The organism is Ottowia thiooxydans (assembly GCF_040548795.1).
In the GTDB taxonomy this organism is placed as follows: domain Bacteria; phylum Pseudomonadota; class Gammaproteobacteria; order Burkholderiales; family Burkholderiaceae_C; genus Ottowia; species Ottowia thiooxydans_A.
In genome coordinates this window covers 33,625-51,411 of the sequence record NZ_JBEPSH010000018.1, presented here as the reverse complement: position 1 = coordinate 51,411, position 17,787 = coordinate 33,625, and the positions used below count along the sequence as shown (strand labels likewise).

Annotated in this window: 17 protein-coding genes; 9 read left to right on the top strand and 8 right to left on the bottom strand. The window is 62.4% G+C overall.

Going from position 1 to position 17,787, the window contains the following annotated elements:
• Positions 1-221: 221 nt before the first annotated feature.
• The 3 genes from ABIE13_RS27260 to ABIE13_RS27250 all read right to left on the bottom strand — a co-directional run bounded on the left by ABIE13_RS27260 (position 222) and on the right by ABIE13_RS27250 (position 2,947).
• A complete protein-coding gene (locus ABIE13_RS27260) occupies positions 222-1,172 on the bottom strand; it encodes an SDR family NAD(P)-dependent oxidoreductase (RefSeq protein WP_354449412.1) in 951 nt (316 codons plus the stop codon).
• Positions 1,169-1,969, bottom strand: coding sequence for an SDR family NAD(P)-dependent oxidoreductase (locus ABIE13_RS27255; RefSeq protein ID WP_354449410.1), 801 nt, complete (start codon positions 1,967-1,969; stop codon positions 1,169-1,171). The genes ABIE13_RS27260 and ABIE13_RS27255 overlap by 4 nt, the downstream gene beginning before the upstream one ends.
• A 108-nt stretch (positions 1,970-2,077) precedes the next feature.
• Positions 2,078-2,947, bottom strand: a complete 870-nt coding sequence (locus ABIE13_RS27250) for an alpha/beta hydrolase (RefSeq protein WP_354449408.1) — start codon at positions 2,945-2,947, stop codon at positions 2,078-2,080.
• 131 nt (positions 2,948-3,078) lie between these two features.
• Here ABIE13_RS27250 and ABIE13_RS27245 point away from each other — a divergent pair, with 131 nt between their 5' ends.
• From ABIE13_RS27245 to ABIE13_RS27235, 3 genes are all read left to right on the top strand, one after another.
• The gene (locus ABIE13_RS27245) at positions 3,079-4,242 is read left to right on the top strand and encodes an alpha-hydroxy acid oxidase (protein WP_354449406.1); all 1,164 of its coding nucleotides are present in this window, start codon (positions 3,079-3,081) and stop codon (positions 4,240-4,242) included.
• Positions 4,243-4,514: 272 nt separating this feature from the next.
• Positions 4,515-5,501 carry a Bug family tripartite tricarboxylate transporter substrate binding protein gene (locus ABIE13_RS27240; protein WP_354449404.1) on the top strand — a complete coding sequence of 329 codons (987 nt, stop codon included), beginning with the start codon at positions 4,515-4,517 and terminating at the stop codon, positions 5,499-5,501.
• Between the two features lie 19 nt (positions 5,502-5,520).
• Positions 5,521-7,251, top strand: coding sequence for a long-chain-fatty-acid--CoA ligase (locus tag ABIE13_RS27235; protein WP_354449402.1), 1,731 nt, complete (start codon positions 5,521-5,523; stop codon positions 7,249-7,251).
• 45 nt (positions 7,252-7,296) lie between these two features.
• Here ABIE13_RS27235 and ABIE13_RS27230 read toward each other — a convergent pair whose 3' ends face one another.
• Complete coding sequence (locus tag ABIE13_RS27230) at positions 7,297-8,079, bottom strand: SDR family NAD(P)-dependent oxidoreductase (RefSeq protein WP_354449400.1); 783 nt, start codon at positions 8,077-8,079, stop codon at positions 7,297-7,299.
• On the bottom strand, positions 8,076-8,525 hold the full coding sequence (locus tag ABIE13_RS27225; protein ID WP_354449398.1) for a carboxymuconolactone decarboxylase family protein: 450 nt from the start codon (positions 8,523-8,525) through the stop codon (positions 8,076-8,078). The genes ABIE13_RS27230 and ABIE13_RS27225 overlap by 4 nt, the downstream gene beginning before the upstream one ends.
• Positions 8,526-8,760: 235 nt before the next feature.
• Here ABIE13_RS27225 and ABIE13_RS27220 point away from each other — a divergent pair, with 235 nt between their 5' ends.
• From ABIE13_RS27220 to ABIE13_RS27200, 5 genes are read left to right on the top strand one after another with little or no spacing between them, the layout of a single operon-like run.
• A complete protein-coding gene (locus tag ABIE13_RS27220) occupies positions 8,761-9,951 on the top strand; it encodes an acyl-CoA dehydrogenase family protein (protein WP_354449396.1) in 1,191 nt (396 codons plus the stop codon).
• A gap of 10 nt (positions 9,952-9,961) precedes the next feature.
• A complete protein-coding gene (locus ABIE13_RS27215; protein WP_354449394.1) occupies positions 9,962-11,098 on the top strand; it encodes an acyl-CoA dehydrogenase family protein in 1,137 nt (378 codons plus the stop codon).
• A gap of 27 nt (positions 11,099-11,125) precedes the next feature.
• Positions 11,126-11,563 carry a carboxymuconolactone decarboxylase family protein gene (locus ABIE13_RS27210; protein ID WP_354449392.1) on the top strand — a complete coding sequence of 146 codons (438 nt, stop codon included), beginning with the start codon at positions 11,126-11,128 and terminating at the stop codon, positions 11,561-11,563.
• A complete protein-coding gene (locus ABIE13_RS27205) occupies positions 11,560-12,444 on the top strand; it encodes an NAD(P)-dependent oxidoreductase (RefSeq protein WP_354449391.1) in 885 nt (294 codons plus the stop codon). The genes ABIE13_RS27210 and ABIE13_RS27205 overlap by 4 nt, the downstream gene beginning before the upstream one ends.
• Entirely contained in the window at positions 12,441-13,229 is a 789-nt protein-coding gene (locus ABIE13_RS27200; protein WP_354449389.1) for an SDR family NAD(P)-dependent oxidoreductase, read from the top strand. The genes ABIE13_RS27205 and ABIE13_RS27200 overlap by 4 nt, the downstream gene beginning before the upstream one ends.
• Before the next feature lie 126 nt (positions 13,230-13,355).
• Here the strand turns inward: ABIE13_RS27200 and ABIE13_RS27195 are convergent, their stop codons facing one another.
• The 3 genes from ABIE13_RS27195 to ABIE13_RS27185 all read right to left on the bottom strand — a co-directional run bounded on the left by ABIE13_RS27195 (position 13,356) and on the right by ABIE13_RS27185 (position 16,589).
• On the bottom strand, positions 13,356-14,327 hold the full coding sequence (locus ABIE13_RS27195) for a 3-hydroxyacyl-CoA dehydrogenase (protein WP_354449388.1): 972 nt from the start codon (positions 14,325-14,327) through the stop codon (positions 13,356-13,358).
• Positions 14,324-14,773, bottom strand: coding sequence for a PaaI family thioesterase (locus ABIE13_RS27190; protein WP_436278496.1), 450 nt, complete (start codon positions 14,771-14,773; stop codon positions 14,324-14,326). The genes ABIE13_RS27195 and ABIE13_RS27190 overlap by 4 nt, the downstream gene beginning before the upstream one ends.
• 145 nt (positions 14,774-14,918) lie before the next feature.
• Entirely contained in the window at positions 14,919-16,589 is a 1,671-nt protein-coding gene (locus ABIE13_RS27185) for a sigma-54 interaction domain-containing protein (RefSeq protein WP_354449386.1), read from the bottom strand.
• A gap of 411 nt (positions 16,590-17,000) precedes the next feature.
• On the opposite strand from ABIE13_RS27185, the gene ABIE13_RS27180 reads away from it, so the two are divergent.
• Entirely contained in the window at positions 17,001-17,780 is a 780-nt protein-coding gene (locus tag ABIE13_RS27180) for an enoyl-CoA hydratase-related protein (protein ID WP_354449384.1), read from the top strand.
• Positions 17,781-17,787: the final 7 nt, after the last annotated feature.

The following is a 17,787-nucleotide window of genomic DNA, read 5'->3' as shown; positions in this document are numbered from 1 at the left end:
GCAATGCGCACCGTCAGCCTGTGCTAGGGTGCCCTGAGCATCAGCAAATCCGGTGCCAACCTGCAAACGCAGGGTGGCTCCAGTGCTGCGCCCCTAGCGCCTGGGGATGGGTGGTTACGCAACTATTCAGGCGCTGAGGGATGCCTGCCGCGTGCGCACTAACGACACTGATGTCTTTTTTGCACGCAAGCCCATGTACCTGAAACACACGCACGCGAGCCTCAACTCGCGACCCAATTAAGCACATCGCGCGTACGCTCCAGCGGCACCCAGGCATTGCGCCACGCCGGCTCCATGACTTCGGAGAGGCGCGCAATGGTCCAGCCATCGGAACGCTGGAGCAGACGCTGAGGTCGTGGCTGATTGAACAGGTAGACATCATTGCCTCGCGCACCGATGATCTGGCCGTTCACGGAGGTAGCCAGATCGCTAGCAAGGAACGCGGCCAGCGGTGCGATCGCGGCAACGCCTTCGACCGCGTTGGCAGCCAGCTGACCAGGTGCGTTAAGCGCGCGTCCCGTGGCCGCCACCATCATCCGCGTGGCCGCGATCGGCGAGATGCAATTCGAGCGGATGCCCTGCGTGCCAAGTTCCAGTGCAATCGACTTGGACAGCGCCGCAATCGCAAGCTTGGAGCTGCAGTAGTGAGCCTGCTCGGCCGCGCCGATCAGCCCGGCGGTAGAGGTCATGTGCACGAAGGCACCGGCCTGCTGCCGTTGGAACACACGTGCGGCGGCCTGGCTTACAAGAAACGCGCTGTCCAGGTTAACGCGGTGCAGGGCCTGCCATGCTTCATAACTGATCTCGGTGAAAGCTGCCTTGCGCAGGATCCCCGCGTTATTCACCACGATGTCCAGACGGCCAAAAGCCTGCAGCGCCGATTGCACCATGTCAGTGGCCTGCGTCGGAACTGAGGCATCGCCCGAATGCGCCACAGCTTGACCTCCGGCTGCGCAAATTTCCTCGACAACCTGCGCCGCGCAGTTGCTGTCGACGCCCTCGCCGCTTACGCTGGCACCCAGGTCGTTGACAAGCACCCGGGCCCCTTCACGCGCCATGAGCAGCGCAATCTCACGGCCAATGCCACGGCCAGCGCCCGTGACCAGCGCCACCTTGCCTTGCAATGCACCGGCGGCTACTGCAGCGCCATCACCAGGTTCACCGGAGCTCATACAGTCTCCTCGGACTTGGCCGTCGCGCGCCTCGCGCCGCCATACATCTCCCAGCCCGACGCGGCGAGCCAGCCCGCGTCGATGGGCAGGTCCACGCCAGTGATCGCGGAGGCATCCTCGCTGGCCAAGAAATAGATTCCACGCGCGACTTCGACAGGGTCCACGCATCGCATCAGCGCCGCATGCGAGGCTGGGTCACTCGTGGCGCGCGTGCCGCCACCGGTCGCCCAGCGGTCCAAAATACGCTTAACCAGCGTCACGCCGGGCGAGACTGTGTTCACACGCACGCCGGCATGGCCCCACTCGCAGGCCAGGTTGCGACTCAGCGTGATCACTGCCGACTTGCTCGGTGCGTAGGCATGGGTTGGCGCGCCGGCTGAGCCTGTGACCGAGGCCACGTTGACGATGCTGCCACCACCCTGCGCCACCATATGGAGACCAAAGGCCACGTTCAGCCGGTACAACCCATGCACGTTAACCGCAAAGACCTGGTCCCAGAGCGCTGCGTCCACATCCTGAGGCGCCAGCACAGCCTGGAAGGCACCCGATGCCACAACCAGCGCGCGCACCGCGCCCTGGCGAGCATGAACCTGCTGCACCAAAGCGTCGATGGCTGCGTGGTCAGTGACATCCACTCCGTAAGCTTGCGCTCCCAGGGATGTGGCCAGTTGCTCAGCCGCCGCGAGGTCACGGTCGACAACGGCCACGCGCCAACCACGCTCGGCCATCACTTGACAGGTTGCCGCGCCGATGCCATGGGCACCCCCTACTACGACCACCAAAGAAGATTCAGACATTGATTTGGGCTCCATTGCCAAAGTTTGCGAAACACACGGGCGTGTGCGGGCCACTGGCCGACGCGGCTGCACAGCGCCGCGACTGCAGAGCAGGTCCCGACGAAGGGTTCAAGCGGGAAGGTGGGCGCGGTACCAGTCCACAGCGGCCTGGGCTGATTCAGTCAGGATCTTGTCGTAGACCGAATAGTGCCCCCCCTCGAGCATGACCATGCGTTTGGGCTCCTGCGCACGTTCAAACCCGGAAAGCTGCTCTTCACGCGGGCAGCGCTCGTCATGCGTGACGGCCACCATCAGAAAGGGCGTGGGCGCGATGCGTCCTATGAAGTCGACGGGCTCGTAACTCATGCGCAACTCCTTGCTGCGCAAGGTGAGATCCCCGCGGTACAGGGTGCCAGCGCCAAAAGCATGCAGCCAATCGCCGGTTTCGCTTCCGGGTGGCGTGGGCTTTTGGCGCCGCGGTGGCTCGCCGCGCATGCGCGCCATACGGTCATCCGCGAAACTAGCCACCAACGTATCTATTTGCTCTTGTGACATGCCAATGGTGCTGCTGCGATAACCGCTCAACGTAGGAACCACGGCCACTACGCAGCGCACACGCCGGTCCATGGCCGCAGCCACGATCACATGGCCACCCGCATAACTCGTGCCCCACAGCCCGAGTTTCTGAGGGTCCACGCCATCCTGCATCGACAGGAAGGTCAGCGCATCGCGCATATCACTGACCTGCTGCCAGGGATCCAGCTCAGCGCGGGGCTCGCCTTCGCTAGCGCCCAGGTTACGGTGGTCGTAGACCAGGCAGGTGTAGCCAGCGGCGCAGAAAAACTCGGCGTAGGGCGCCAGACCCATCTCCTTAACACAGCCCGTACCATGCGTCAGCACGATGGCCGGCCCAGGCTGGGTGCGTTCGGGTCGGTAAAGCCAGCCGGCCAAACGCAGGCCATCTGTCGTGCGGAAGCTCACCTCTTCGCGTGGATTCACTTTGTCTCCTTTGACGCTGGGCGCCGACATGGGCCCAACTGCAGCAACTCAAAAGCAATCTGTATGCCACGCGCATCTGCTGGCGTGCTTTCTGCTTGACACGACTGCATTTATAACCAGGAGATATCCCCGTGAACGCAATACAGCGTGCCCTGAGCGTCGACGAAATGAAGAAATTGGCCAGACGGCGCTTACCTCGTGTGGTGTTCGACTATGTCGAAGGCGGGCTGGGGCGGGAGCTCGGACTGGATCGCAACGAATCCGCGTTCCGCTCGGTACTCCTGCGGCCTCGATTTCTTCGCGATGTACAGAACTGCGACACGCAAGTCACGTTGTTCGGGCGCACGTACACGCGCCCATTCGGCATCGCGCCCACGGGCGGTATCGGTCTGCTACGTCCGCGTGGTGACTGGATGCTTCTGCGCGCCGCGCGTGCGGCCAACATACCCATGATGGTCTCGGGGGCGGCCGACATCCGCATTGAAGATGCGGCCGAGTTGGCGCCAGAACACGCCTGGTACCAGCTGTACTGCGCCAAGGACCGCAACATCGTGACGGGCATGATCGACCGATGCCGCAACGCGGGCTTGCAAACGCTGGTGTTGACCGTCGACACCCCCGCACGGCGCCGGCGCGAGCGCAACAGCCGCAACGGCTTTACCTATACTCCGCGCTACACACCGCGGCTGGTATGGGACGGCCTGTCACATCCCGCCTGGCTATTCGACTACCTGCGCCATGGTGGCCCGCCCAGTTTTCGCAATTGGGAACCCTACGCCGGCAACGACAAACGTCAGGCCGTGGCACTCTTTCAGAGTGAGTCGCCGGCGATTCAGTCATGGGACGATGTGGCGCGCTACCGTGAGCGCTGGCCCCACCGCTTTGTACTCAAAGGCATCCTGCATCCCGAGGACGCCGAGCAGGCCGAGCGGCTCGGCGTGGATGGCGTCATTGTCTCCAACCATGGCGCGCGCCAACTCGATGAAAGCATCACCTCGCTGCAGGCCCTGCCCGAGGTGGTCGCCGCGGTCGGTGCGCGTATGTGCGTGATGCTGGACAGCGGCATACGTACGGGTGCCGATATCGTGGCTGCCTATGCACTCGGCGCAAAGTTCGTATTCACGGGGCGCGCCACCCTGTATGGGTTAGCCGCTGGCGGCGAGGCAGGCGTGCGGCGCGTTATTGATCTACTGACTGAGGACGTAGTAGGCATCATGGGGATGACGGGAAACAACTCTCTGCGCGATCTACCGCCGGACCTCGTTGTCTCCACCGCCCGCTTGAATGCCCACTAAAGCTCGTGCGTGACAGTGTCACCCGAGTAACAGAGTTGTCCCCTCAACAGACACATGTGACCGCCAGGAACACATCCGAAGGCACGCCACGTGGGTTATTTCCTGCCCACATCCGAATCAGTATCCCTGGAAGAAAGTAGCCACGAGCGCAGCTGGAGCGCCCATGCAGCCCCCTCCTTCGGCATTGGCACCCAATTTGCTCAAAGGGTGTCAGCCTCGTCGACTTCACCTGTGCCGCGTGGCGCTCGCTTTTTTCTTATTAGGAGACCTCCATGACCCAACGGCCCCTGTTTCGCCGCCACTTCATTTCCCTTGCCGCACTGGCGCTGACGGTGCCCAGCATAAAAGCAAACGCGGCGGACTATCCCACTCGTCCGATCGTACTGGTGTCGCCTTACCTGGCCGGCGGAAGTGCGGACGGGATCGCGCGGGCGATTGCCGAAGCAGCTGGAAAAGAGCTCGGGCAGTCCGTGGTGGTCGAATCCAAACCGGGCGCTGAGGGCCTTATCGGCGCGGGGGACGTGCTCAAGGCTCAGCCTGATGGCTATCGAATTCTCTGGGGCGGCGCTGGTTCGCTCCTTGTGGCAACAGCCTTGCGCAAGAACCCGCCATTCGACCCCCAAACGGCTTTTACGCCGATCACTGGTACGGTGGACTTCTCGTTCTTCCTTTACGTACACCCGAGCTTTCCTGCCAAGAATTTCAAAGAGTTCATCGACTACGTGAAAGCCAATCCGGGCAAGGTAACGTACGCGACTGGCAACAATCAGGGCTTGCTCACCATGGCCGACATCGAAAAGAAGTACGGTCTCGACATGGTCCGCGTGCAATACAAGGGTGAGATGGGCGCAGCCCCGGATCTCCTTGCCAATCGCGTGCACGCGATGTGGGGCACAACCAGTGTCAGCGCTTTCGCCAAAGAGGGCAAGCTTCGCGTGATTTCCACGACGTTGCCACAACGCAGCGAAGTATTTCCGCAAGTTCCCACGCTACGCGAGGAAGGTCACCGCGGCGGCGAGTTCGGCGGGGGCTGGCTTGGCATCCTCGGCCCCGCAGGCATGCCCCAACCTATCGTGGAGCGTCTGCAGGCCGCATTCACCAAGGCCTACCAGGATCCCAACGTGAAGACCAAGCTGCAAGCCAGCGGTCTGGTCTACACGCCTGCATACGCCTCGCCGGCAGCCTTGGGCAAGTATGTTGGGGAGCAGCGCGACCTGTACCGCAAGACGGCTACCGAACTGGGTATGGTCAACGACTGATCCCCAACGCAACATGCGTATGCCGATGAACCTGCCCCGTCACCATCCTCACTGGCCCAGGCGTCTGCCGCGGGCCATCACGGTACCCGACACCTCACTGTGGCACAACCTTGAGGTCAATGCCGAGCGCTACGCCGACAAGGCTGCTCTGCATTTCCTAGGCCGCGCATACAGCTACGCCCAGGTGCGCGATGCCGCGCTGTCGCTGGCCGGTCACCTTCATGCGCGTGGCGTGCGCCAAGGCGACCGCGTACTGGTGGCGATGCAGAACTGCCCGCAGTTGGTCATCGCGCATTTCGCCGTCATGCGCGCCAATGCGGTTGTCGTACCCGTCAACCCGATGTATCGGGCAGATGAGTTGCGCCACTATATCCAGAACGCGCAAGCCAAGGTCGCCATCGCCAGCGCCGATGTGGCGCCAGCCCTTGCCAGGGCGAGCGAAGTGCTAGCGCCTGATGATCGACTGGCCGAGCTCATCGTGACCCAGTATGTCGACGGTCTGCCTGCGGACCTGGGCGCTGGATTCAGCCCGCCTGCGGCCTGGCGCGACTGGCTGCTGCTTACCGCACCTCTGCCTGAGCTGGACGGCACGCGCGTGACACCCTGGGAAGAGCTGATGGACGCATCGGGGACTGCACCCGCTGCGCCTGCTCTCACAGTATGCGGCAGCGACCTGGCGCTACTGCCCTACACGAGCGGCACCACGGGCCAACCGAAAGGCTGCCGCCACCGCCACAGCAGTCTCATGCACAACGCCATGGCCACGCAGCTCTGGACGGCGTCTTCGTCAGAGACCATCATGCTGGCGGCCGTGCCAATGTTTCACATTACGGGCATCGTCAGCCTGTTGCACACGACCATCGTGAGCGGCGGCGCACTCGTGATCATGCCCCGCTGGGACCGCGACCTCGCGGGCCGACTCATCTCGCACTACGGCGTGACCAACTGGACGAACATCCCCACGATGGTCATCGACCTGCTGGCCAGCCCGCACTTTGACAGTTTTGACCTGACCAGCCTGCACTACATCGGGGGCGGCGGCGCGGCCATGCCCAAAGCCGTAGCACAACGGCTGTTGGATGCGTACGGGCTGGTCTACGTCGAAGGCTACGGCTTGACTGAGACCGCTGCACCCTCGCACCTCAATCCGTTTGAACGACCCAAGCAGCAATGCCTGGGCATTCCGTTCATAAGCACCGATGCTTGTGTGATCGACCCAGCCACGCTTGTCGAGCTCCCTGTTGGCGAAGCCGGCGAGATCGTAGTTCGTGGCCCTGGCGTTTTTGACGGCTACTGGGGCCAGCCCGAAGCCACCGAGAGGGCCTTCATCGACCTTCCGCGGGGCAGGTACTTTCGCACCGGCGACATCGGCGTGGTCGACAGCGAGGGCTACTTCTTCCTTGTCGATCGTCTCAAACGCATGATCAATGCAAGCGGCTTCAAGGTCTGGCCCGCCGAGGTCGAGTTACAGCTCTACCAGCACCCGGCCGTGCAGGAGGCTTGCATCGTCGGCACGCAGGACGCTTACCGAGGCGAATCGGTCAAGGCGCTGATCGTGCTGCGTGCCGGTCACGAGGATGTGCACGCGTCCGCCATCATTGGCTGGTGCCGCGAGCACATGGCCGCCTATAAGGTGCCGCACGACGTAGAGTTCGTGTCAGCATTGCCCAAGTCGGCCACAGGTAAGGTCCTGTGGCGCGAGTTGCAGGAACAGGAATTGCGGCGCGGCAGTGCGGCCACGCCACGCTGAATCAGCCGTTCAGCGCCCGGCCGCGCGGGTGGCTGGGCGCGGCGCTCAGGCCGCGCAGTAACCCCCGTCGACGAGCAGGTCCGCTCCCGTCATGTACGAAGAGGCGTCGCTGGCCAGGAACAGGGCCGCGCCGACCATCTCATCGGGATCGGCAAAGCGCTTCATAAGGTACTTCTGCGCCGCAGCCTTGAGTTGCTCCTGCGCATTCTCGCCATAGCGGTAGGTGATGCGGCGCGTGGCCACAGCCCCTGGGGACAGCGAGTTAACGCGCACACCGTCGTCGGCATGGTCCATTGCCATGTTCTGAGCCAGCATGATCAGCGCGGCCTTGGCCGTGGTGTAGGAGACGCGACCGGCGCGGCCCACGCGCCCGTGCATGGAGGCCAGATGGATGATGGAGCCGCCACCAGCGGCGATCATCTCGGGCAGCACTGCACGCGACATCAAGTACACGCCGGTCAAGTTGACCGACATCACACGCTGCCACTCCTGCGGGTCGATCTCCAAAATACTGCCCGTGCGGTCCAGCACCGCCGCGCCGTTGAGCAGCACCGTGGGCGCGCCCAGTTGCTGCTTAATGTTCTGCACGGCCGCCAGCGTAGCCTGTTCATCGCTGACATCGCAGGCCAGACCGATGGCCTCGCCACCGGCTTCTCGGATCGAAGCGGCTAGCGCCTGCGCGGCCTCGCCGTCGTAGTCCAGGCATGCCACCTTGGCACCCACATTGGCATAGGCGCGGCAGATCGCGCTGCAGATGCCTCCCGCACCGCCCGTGACTACGGCTACCCGACCGTCCAGCCGAAACACGCTCTCATCCACGCGCTTCATGGTGCAGCTCGCCTGGCGTCTTCCGCTTCCAACTCGGCCAGGTCCACGGCCTCTTCCTTGAACACTCGTCGCGCGATCACGAAGCACTCACGCGCGATAGGAATGCCACAGTACATGCCGATGTGCAAAATAGCCTCGCGCAACTGGATCACGGGCACCTTGGTGACCTTTAGAGCGGTACGAAAGTGCAGTTCGAACTCTTCCATGCAGCCCTTGCCGGCCAACATGCCCAGATTCAGCAGGCTCAGCTGCTGCTGGCTCAGGATGCCACGCGCCCAGGTGCGGCCGAAAATCTGGTTGGTCACGAAGATTTGGTACTCGCGGTCAAACGGCGTCATCGCAGCGATCGAAGCGTCCATTGCCGCGTCGCCTAGCAATTGGCGGCGCACCTGCTCGCCGCGCGCGTCGAACGGCACGCCGCTGGTAGTGGGGGATGAAGAACTCACTGAATCTCTCCTGTGTAGATTGCCCACCCTAGGAGCAATATCGATGCCAAACCGCAAATAGGCTTCGCCATCCCTCTCCGAGCCCAAAGTGTCGCCGCTACAGCCAGCAACTGTGCCCACCACTGTCCGCCGCGCAGACACAAATCAGCTGCCATCCCCGCCAAGGCCCGCGTTGCGGCCCCACAGGTCGTGGCACCAAAGTTGCTGAATGAACCTGACATTTTCGAGGAACCTCATGAATCTGGACGACACTCCGGAGTTGCAAGCCTTCCGGCGAGAACTGCGCGAATTTCTTTCGACCCATCTACCCGCCGACTTGCGTGCCAAGGTGACAGGCCATCTACGCCTGACGCGCGAGGACTTTGTGCGCTGGCACCGCATAGTGCATGCGCGTGGCTGGGCCGGCGCGAGTTGGCCCACAGTCTACGGAGGCACCGGCTGGACCGCCTTGCAGCAACACATCTGGGATGAGGAGTGCAGCCAGGCCGGCGCCCCGATCATCCAGCCCTTCGGAGTGAACATGGTCGCCCCGGTGATCATGGCCTACGGCAACGAAGCGCAAAAGCGCTACTACCTGCCGCGCATCCTAAGCTGTGAGGACTGGTGGTGCCAGGGCTATTCAGAGCCCGGCGCTGGCTCTGACCTGGCTGCGTTACGCCTGAAGGCGCAGCGCCAGGGCGACGACTACATCCTCAATGGACAGAAGACCTGGACCACGATGGCGCAGCATGCGAACATGATGTTCTGTCTCGTGCGCACCAACAGTGAAGGCCGCAAGCAAGAAGGCATCTCCTTCCTGCTGGTGGACATGCGCACGCCGGGCATCACGGTACGACCAATCCACCTCATGAACGGCGAGGCCGACGTCAACGATGTGTTTTTTGAAGACGTGGCGGTTCCGGTCGAAAACCTGATTGGCGTGGAAAACCAGGGTTGGACCTACGCCAAATACCTGCTTGGCCACGAACGCACCAGCATTGCCGGCGTGGGCCGCTCGAAGCGCGAGTTGCGCCAGCTCAAGCAGCTGGCAGCCAAACGCCGCGTGCGTGGCCGTTCACTTATGGACGACCCGGTTTTCGCCGATCAGGTCGCGCGGCTGGAGATTGATCTCATGGCGTTGGAAATCACGGTGCTGCGCGTAGCCGCGGAGTCCAGCTCCGCTCCAGGGGCGCTGTCCTCGATGATCAAGATCACAGGTACCGAGATGCAACAGCGGCTGACTGAGCTGATGGTCAAGGCCGCCGGTCCCGGCGCACTGGCCTACGACACAGCCTTCCTCGACGGCCACAGCGCCCACAGCCTGAGTGGCGACGACGAAGCCGCCGGCCTGGTGCCAGCCTATCTCACCTGTCGTGCCACCACCATCTACGGCGGCTCCACCGAAGTCCAGAAGAACATCATTGCCCAGCATGTGCTGGGTCTGTGAACAGATCGCCATGCAATTCAAACTCAGCGACGAACAACAACAATTTTCTGACGCCCTTCGCAAGTGGGCCGAGCGGGCCTACCCATTTGAGCACCGCCAGCAGCTTGTGCGCGGCGGACAGGGCAGCCGCGCCGAAGACTGGAACGCGCTCGTGGAACTGGGCCTCCCGGCCCTGGGCGTACCCGAAGAACAAGGGGGTCTGGGCGCTGGCGGAATCGACCATCTCGTGGCCATGCAGGAGGCCGGCCGCATGCTGCTGGCCGAGCCCTTGTTCACCACACTGTGGGGCAGCGCCTTCCTGCGAGCGTCAGGCAACCAAGCCGCCTTGCTCGAGCGCGTGGCCGCAGGCGAGCTGCGCTTGGCATGCGCGGTGTCGGAAGCCGCGGGCCGTCATGATGCTGACTGGGTTGAGGCCCAGGCGCATCGGAACGCCACTGGCTGGTGCCTGAGCGGACACAAGGCCACGGTGTTGCATGGCGGGCAAGCCGATCTACTGATAGTCTCGGCCCGCACAGCTGGCGCCGGCGCCGAGTCCGAGGGCATCACGCTGTTTGCGGTGGATGCCAAGGCCCCAGGTTTGAAGATCACGGACAGCGCGACCTTCGACGGCCTGCGCGCGAGCAGCGTGCAGTTGGACAACGTGCAGGTTCTGGCGGGTGCCGTGCTGGGTAACGTCGGCCAAGGCTGGGAAATTCTGGACGGAGCCAATGACTTTGGCGCAGCGCTTTTGTGTGCCGAGGCTCTGGGCATCATGGAAGTCATGCGCGACGACACGCTGGAGCACCTGCGAACACGCCGACAGTTCGGCCAGCCCATCGGCAAGTTTCAGGCTCTGCAGCACCGTATGGCCGAAGTCGCTCTCCAGCTAGAGCAGGCCCGCTCCATGGCCTGGTTGGCCATGACGCAGGTCAACACCGACAACGCGGTGGATCGCCGCCGCTGTGTGTCGGCCGCAAAGGCCCACATTGGCCAGGCCCTGCGTTTCGTGGGCCAGCAATGTGTGCAACTCAACGGTGGCCTGGGCGTCAGCGACGAGATGCGACTCACGCATTTTTTCCGCCGCGCAGTCGCCATCGAACTGAGCCTTGGCGACACCGACCACCATGTCGCGCGTTTTCAGGCGCAGCCCAACTTTCTCACGGCCTGAGGCCGCACGGTTCACAGAGGATCTACCATGGACATCACCGCATCGACCAACAGTCAAAGCCCGTTCTCTGCCGAGGGCGAGAGAACGCGTCGCACCATCGTTGGTGACAAGTACGTCGACAACATGCTCGGGCAGATGGATGACTTCGACCGCGAATGGAATATTTACTGCACCAACCAACTGTGGGGCCGCACCTGGTCGCGTGGCATCCTTGAGCACAAACAGTTGAGCCTGTTGACCATGGGCATGTTGGCCGGTCTGGGCCGTATGGATGAATTCGAGATGCACTTTCGCATCGCGCTCAAGCACACAAAGGTGCCGCTCGCGCAACTGCGCGAGGTGCTCCTGCACATCGGTATGTACTGCGGCATTCCTATCGCGCGTGATGCCTTCGTGATCGCGCGCCGCATCCTCAAGGAAGAAGGCGTCGATCTGTCGCAGCTGGACCAGTCGGAGGTCGCATGAACGTGCGTCTAGGCTTCATCGGTGTGGGTGACATGGGTCGCCCGCTGGCACGACGCCTGCTGCGCGCCGGCTTTGCGCTGACGGTGCACGACACCAACGACCAAGCGCTGGCTGCCATCGTAGCCGATGGCGCGGACGCCGCGCCAAGTGCGCAGGCCGTCGCTGACGCGGTCGAGATCGTGTTTGCCTGCCTCCCATCGCCAACCATCAGCGAGCGCGTGGCACTGGGCGAGCACGGTGTGGCTCAAGGCAGCAGAGTACGCCACTACATCGAGATGTCTACCATCGGTGGTGCCACGATGGAACGCTTGGCGCAAGGCCTTGGCGAACGCCGCATCGGCCTTCTCGACGCGCCTGTCAGCGGCGGCCCGACGGGGGAACGCGCGGGGCGGCTGACCTGCTTTGTGGCTACGCCGCGCGCGCAGTTCGAAGCCTGCGAGGCCGCTTTGCGTGGCATGTCGGACCGACTGTTCCACGTCGGAGAGCGCCCGGGCCAAGCCCAGGTTCTCAAGCTGGCCAACAACATGCTCAACGCCGCCAATCTGACCCTGGCCATTGAGATGGTGCTCATGGCCGGCCGTGCCGGCATCGATGAGGCCACGGCTATCGAAGTCATCAACGTCAGCACGGGCCGCAGCCGCGCAACCGAAGAGACCTTCAAGGCTCAGATCCTGAATCGCAGTTTCTCCACCGGAGCACGGCTGGATATCCTTGCCAAGGACACGGAACTGGCCATCAAGCAAGCCCGAACGCTCGGCACGCCGCACCATGCGGCCACAGCTGTGCAGCAGTTATGGACTCAAGCGGTGACCGAAGGGCATGGCAGCGATGACCTGTCGCGAATCTACGAGTTCATCGCGCAGGCGGGCGGCAAGTCATGAGTGGCGATTTCGCCACTCAGGTCGCGGTCGTCACTGGGGGCGGCAAGGGCATTGGCCGCATCATCGCGTTGGCCCTTGCACGCGAAGGCGCCGATGTGCTGGTCGTGGGCCGAGATGCCGCAGCGCTGGAAGAGACCTGTGCGGCCATCCGAACACTGGGTCAGCGCGGCATCGCTGTGGCCGCTGATGTGACGCAGCCCGAGCAGGTGGCGCGCCTCGGTGCCACCATCGATGCCGAATGCGCCGGGCAGGTCGATGTGTTGGTGACCGCCGCCGGCACGCGCGACACGCAGCAAGCCACCGTCGATGCGTTGGACCTTGCGCAGTTCGATGCTGTCATCCAGGGCAACTTAAACGGCACGCTGCTGCCTGTTCGTTGCGTACTGCCGTTCATGAAGGCACGCCGCCAAGGCAAGATCGTCGCCATCAGCGGCGTGTTCGGGCTCAAGGGCCAGCCGGGGCATGCGGCTGGCTGCAGCTCCAAGTGGGCCGTGGAGGGTCTGGTGCGGGTGCTCGCACGCGAGATGGGTCCCTACAACATTAACGTCAACGCGGTGTGCCCAGGCTATGTAGAAGGCCCACGCGCCGACGCCAGCCTCGAGCGCATGGCGGCCGAACGAGGAACGCTCGCGCAGGAGCGGCGCCAGGCACTCGAAGCGGCGACCGCGCTGGGCCGTTTGTCCACAGCCGATGATGTTGCCAACGCGGCATTGTTTTTGGCAAGCGCGCGCGCTCGCAATATCACCGGCCGTGACCTCATTGTGGACGCCGGCTGGATGCTTTGAGCCGCCCCGGCGCACTGCAGCCTTCGCGTTCCTTCCATGGTTGACCTGGTTCTTCATCTGTGCAAACGGCGAACTTGGTCAAAGTCGCTGATTCGCACTGGATACTGACGCAGGGACAATGGGTCTTCAGTCCTTGACGCCAGGCGGCCACTGCACCGTGGCCGCCTGGCGCAGCTTACGCAATGACATCAGCATCAGGTCGCGCCATCGCACACGCGACGACCATTGCTCCAGCGGCAGTTGGGCGCGGCGCTGAGCCTCCACACGGGCCACAAGCTCGGGGGTCCAAGGGTCATTCTGGCCTCGCTCTGCACCCATGCGTTCATATGACGGACCCATCTTCAGCGCATGCGCGCCAATGCCACCGCGCGTGTTCAGGTCCACAGTTTCAAACGGGCCCATGAAGCTCCAGCGCAAACCCAGACCCTCCCGAATGACAGTGTCCACATCGTCCACATCGGCCACGCCGTCGCGCACGAGGCAATAGGCTTCACGCAACACCGCGCCCTGCAGACGATTGAAGACGAAGCCTTCGGCCTCCTTGCGAACCTGAATGGGCGCCAGACTTACCTGACGATATATCTGCAGTGCCCGTGCAATGACTTGCGGGTCGGTATAGGGTGTCGGCACAATCTCGATGACCGGAATCAGGTAGGGCGGGTTGCCTGGATGGGCCACCAGACAACGCGCTCGACCCGCCAGACCCGAACTGTAGACCGAAGCTGGCAGGAACGAGCTGGAGCTCGCCAACACGGCATGTGCGGGTGCGAGTGCGTCCATCTGCGCGAATAGCGCGCGTTTGACTTCCTCGCGTTCGGGCGCACACTCCTGCACCAGGTCTGCACCGGTCAGCGCGTCCGCCAGGCTTTCGCACACCGTCACCCGCGCTGCCACTTCGCCAGGTTCTTCATCGAGCAAACCGTTCTGACGAAGATCGTCCAGGCACTCGCGCAGCTCCTGAGACGAGGCCATCCGCCGCGCCGCATCCGGGTCCTGCATGCGCACCTGCCAGCCCGCACGACTGAAGACCACAGCGAATGCCACGCCGATACTGCCCGCGCCGACTATGGCAGCCTGCCCATGCACACGATCGCTCATGCTGCCTCCTTGTTCAAAGCAATGAGTTTGAACACCGCGCGTGAAACCGCCACCACGGTGCCGTTCTCGTCGCGCACTTCCCCATCACAAAATGCCAGCGATCGGCCACGGCGTTTACAGCGCCCTTCGATCGTCAGGGTGGAACGTCCCGGCGCATAGAACTGCGTTGCCATGTCAATCGTGAGCACGCCTAGTCCATCCGGGTCGTGCGCGCGCGCTGCCGTGCTGAGCGTAAAGTCCATTGCGCTCATGATCAGGCCACCATGGGCATCTCCACGACTGTTGGTCAGATGCGGTTGCCAGTTCAAACGCGTGACGCACAGCCCGTCGGACAACGACACTGGCTCGAGGCCAACGTAGTCCATAAAGGGGACTTCAATGCCGAAAAATTGGCGTCCTCGCGGCTTTGCGAGTTCTGTCTGCTGAGTCGATGCACCGATTCCCAAAACTTCCACCTTGTCCTGTTGCTCGGACGGGGGAATGCAATTGACATGCCACTCACTTGGGGGTCGAACACTCTGGAAATCGCATTCCGCTACGGGATCACTGGCTGCGCCAACTACACAGCGTGTTCAGAAAAGACACATGAGTTCACAAACCCATGTGTGCCAGCTTCTTGTATAGGTATGAGCGAGATATACCCAGCTCCTGAGCCACACGTTTCTTGTTGCCGTCAAAGCTTTTCAAGGCTTCGCGAATCATCTGCTCTTCGACTTGGCTCAGCGCGTCGCGTACGCCCGCTGGTGGAGACTGGACGCCAATCGGCCCCACTTCGATGGGCGACGCTGCGAATGGGCCGGTGTGTGGCGGCATGGCGTCGCTGGATCGAATGACGGTTTCGAAATCCTCGATCGTGATCACGTCCGAATCGGCAAAGATCGCTGCTGTTTCCACAGCGTGGATCAACTGTCGTACGTTGCCGGGCCAGCGCTGGCTTTGCAGGAAGGGAACGACATCGGGCGCCATGGTCTTTTGCCGTGTGGTGTGCTTGATCCCGAAATCGTACAGGGCCTGGTTGGCCAGCAGTTCGATGTCTTCCAGGCGCTCGCGCAAGGGCGGCAGATGAAGGCTCACGGCACTGATGCGGTAGAACAAATCGAGCCGGAACTCACCCGAATCGATCATGGCCTCGAAATCGCGATTGCTGGCCGAGACCAGCCGGAAGTCAGAGACCCGGGCCTTGTCTCCGCCCACCCGCTCGAATGAACCGTCCTGCAACACGCGAAGCAGCTTGACCTGGATCTCCAGCGGCATGTCGCCGACTTCGTCGAAGAACAGCGTGCCCTGATGCGCCTGCTCGAATTTGCCACGTCGGCCCTTTCGCTCGGCACCCGTGAACGAACCCGGTTCATAGCCGAACAGCTCGCTTTCCACCAGCGTGGATGGAATCGCCGCCGCATTCACGGTGACCATGGACTGCTCACGCCGCTTACTAAGCAGGTGGATCGCATGGGCCACCAGTTCCTTGCCCGTACCGCTTTCACCCACGAGCAGTACCGGGACATCCAGCGGTGCGATGCGCGCGATCTGCTCCTTCAGGCGTCGGATCGCCTTGCTTTGGCCGATGATGCGGTCTAGACCATGGCGTTGGCTCACCTGCGTCGACAGTGCCTGCTGATAATGACTCAGCTCGCTTTTCAGACGCACGACTTCTGCGCTCAGGCGCTGCAGTTGGTCGGGACCCTTGAACATAACTTGACCAATGGCCGCGACCACATTGCCCTGCAGATCGAGTACCGGGCTGCGTGAGACTATGCGGGTCGTGCCGCGCATGCGCTGGATCTGCCCGATTTCGGCCTTGCCGCTGCGCACGACCTCGTGCAGTCGCGTGTTTTCAATCACATCGGTCACGGCGCGGCCAATGGCATCGCCGCGGTTCAGGCCGAAAAACCGTTCGTGAATCGGGCTGATGAAGCGCAGCAATCCCTCGCGATCGACGACGGTGAGCGCTTCGTAAGGGTTTGTAAGCAGGTGGCGAAGGATGTCGTCGGCGCAGTCCACCGTGGCGGCGAAGTCGAACAGCACATCGTTGGCACTGCGCTCAAACAGGATCAGCGCACTGGCGTCTTCCGAACCCACCGCCACCACCGCGTAACCTTTGTCGCCAACCGGCACGGAAAAAAGTCCCCGTGACATGTTGGCCCGGCTCTGCCGCGTTCGAATCACGCATTCGGAAACAGCCGGATCTCGCGCCACGCCCGAGGAAAACACCGGTTCTCCATGGGCAGACACCACCAACACACCAGCTGTCTCAAACTTCATTTTTCGTCTCAATGCCGCGCAGCAGAAGGGTCTGCGTCACCATTGCCTGTCCTTATTGTGAACATATTCAGTATAGCATCAGCTTTTTTTACGAATTTATGCCTTTTTAGAGGACACACCAAGCTGTCTGCCGAATGGACAGTCCAGTACCCCTGCCCCAGGATTCAGGGTGACATCGCAGACCGCACCGCGCAGAAAAAACGGCCCATCGCGACAAATCCTCCTGCGCCGATAGAGCAACGACGGGCTTCTGACTATTACTTCGCAATGCTGCATGTCACTCATTTCGCCAAGGAGCCTTCAGCCGCACAGACTCCTGGCGTTGCAAGATTTGGGCCTGAAGGCGTCCGATACATTGCTGGCACAAAGTGTGCTGTTACTCAGCGCATTCCACAAGTTGAGGACACCATCATGCGCTACCAGGAGATCACCTATACCGAAGACGGCCCAATCGGCACGATCACATTGAACCGCCCCCAAGACGGCAATATGTTCACGCCGTTGATGTGTCATGAAGTCCGCGACTGCATCAACGAAATCCGCCGCGAAACGCGCACGCGTGTGATCGTCATCACGGGTGCAGGCGACAAGTTCTTTTGCATCGGGGGGCGCAAGGAGGGCATGGAGGACACGCTGCTCTATGCCGGAGTGCTTCCCACGCTGGAGATGTATGAGGCTATCGACCGTGTGCAGAAGCCCGTTATCGCGATGGTCAACGGTTTCGCCGTTGGTGGTGGCAACGTTTTGCATGTGGTCTGCGACATCACCATTGCCAAGGAAAGTGCAGTGTTCCGACAGGTCGGCCCTATGATGGGCAGCTTCGACGCGGGCTACGGTACCTGGTATCTTGAGGACTTGATCGGCAAGAAACGCGCCAAGGAGATGTGGTACCGCAACCCAAAGCTCAGCGCTCGCGAAGCGCTCGACTGGGGCCTGGTCAACCACGTGGTTCCCGATGACGAGTTAAACGATTTCACGCGCAAGATTGCGCTGGAAATCGCCGACCGAGGCTCGTTTGCGCTGGCCTCAATCAAAGCGGCTTTCAACGCACGCCATGGCGGCGTGAGCGGGCTGTCCCGCATGGCGCATGACCTGCTGCTGCGCGGCTACCTCGGCACCGAAGAGCATACCGAGCTGGCTCAGGCCTTCGCCGAGCGCCGTGCGCCCGACAGCAGCAAATTCGGCCATTGAACCGTCA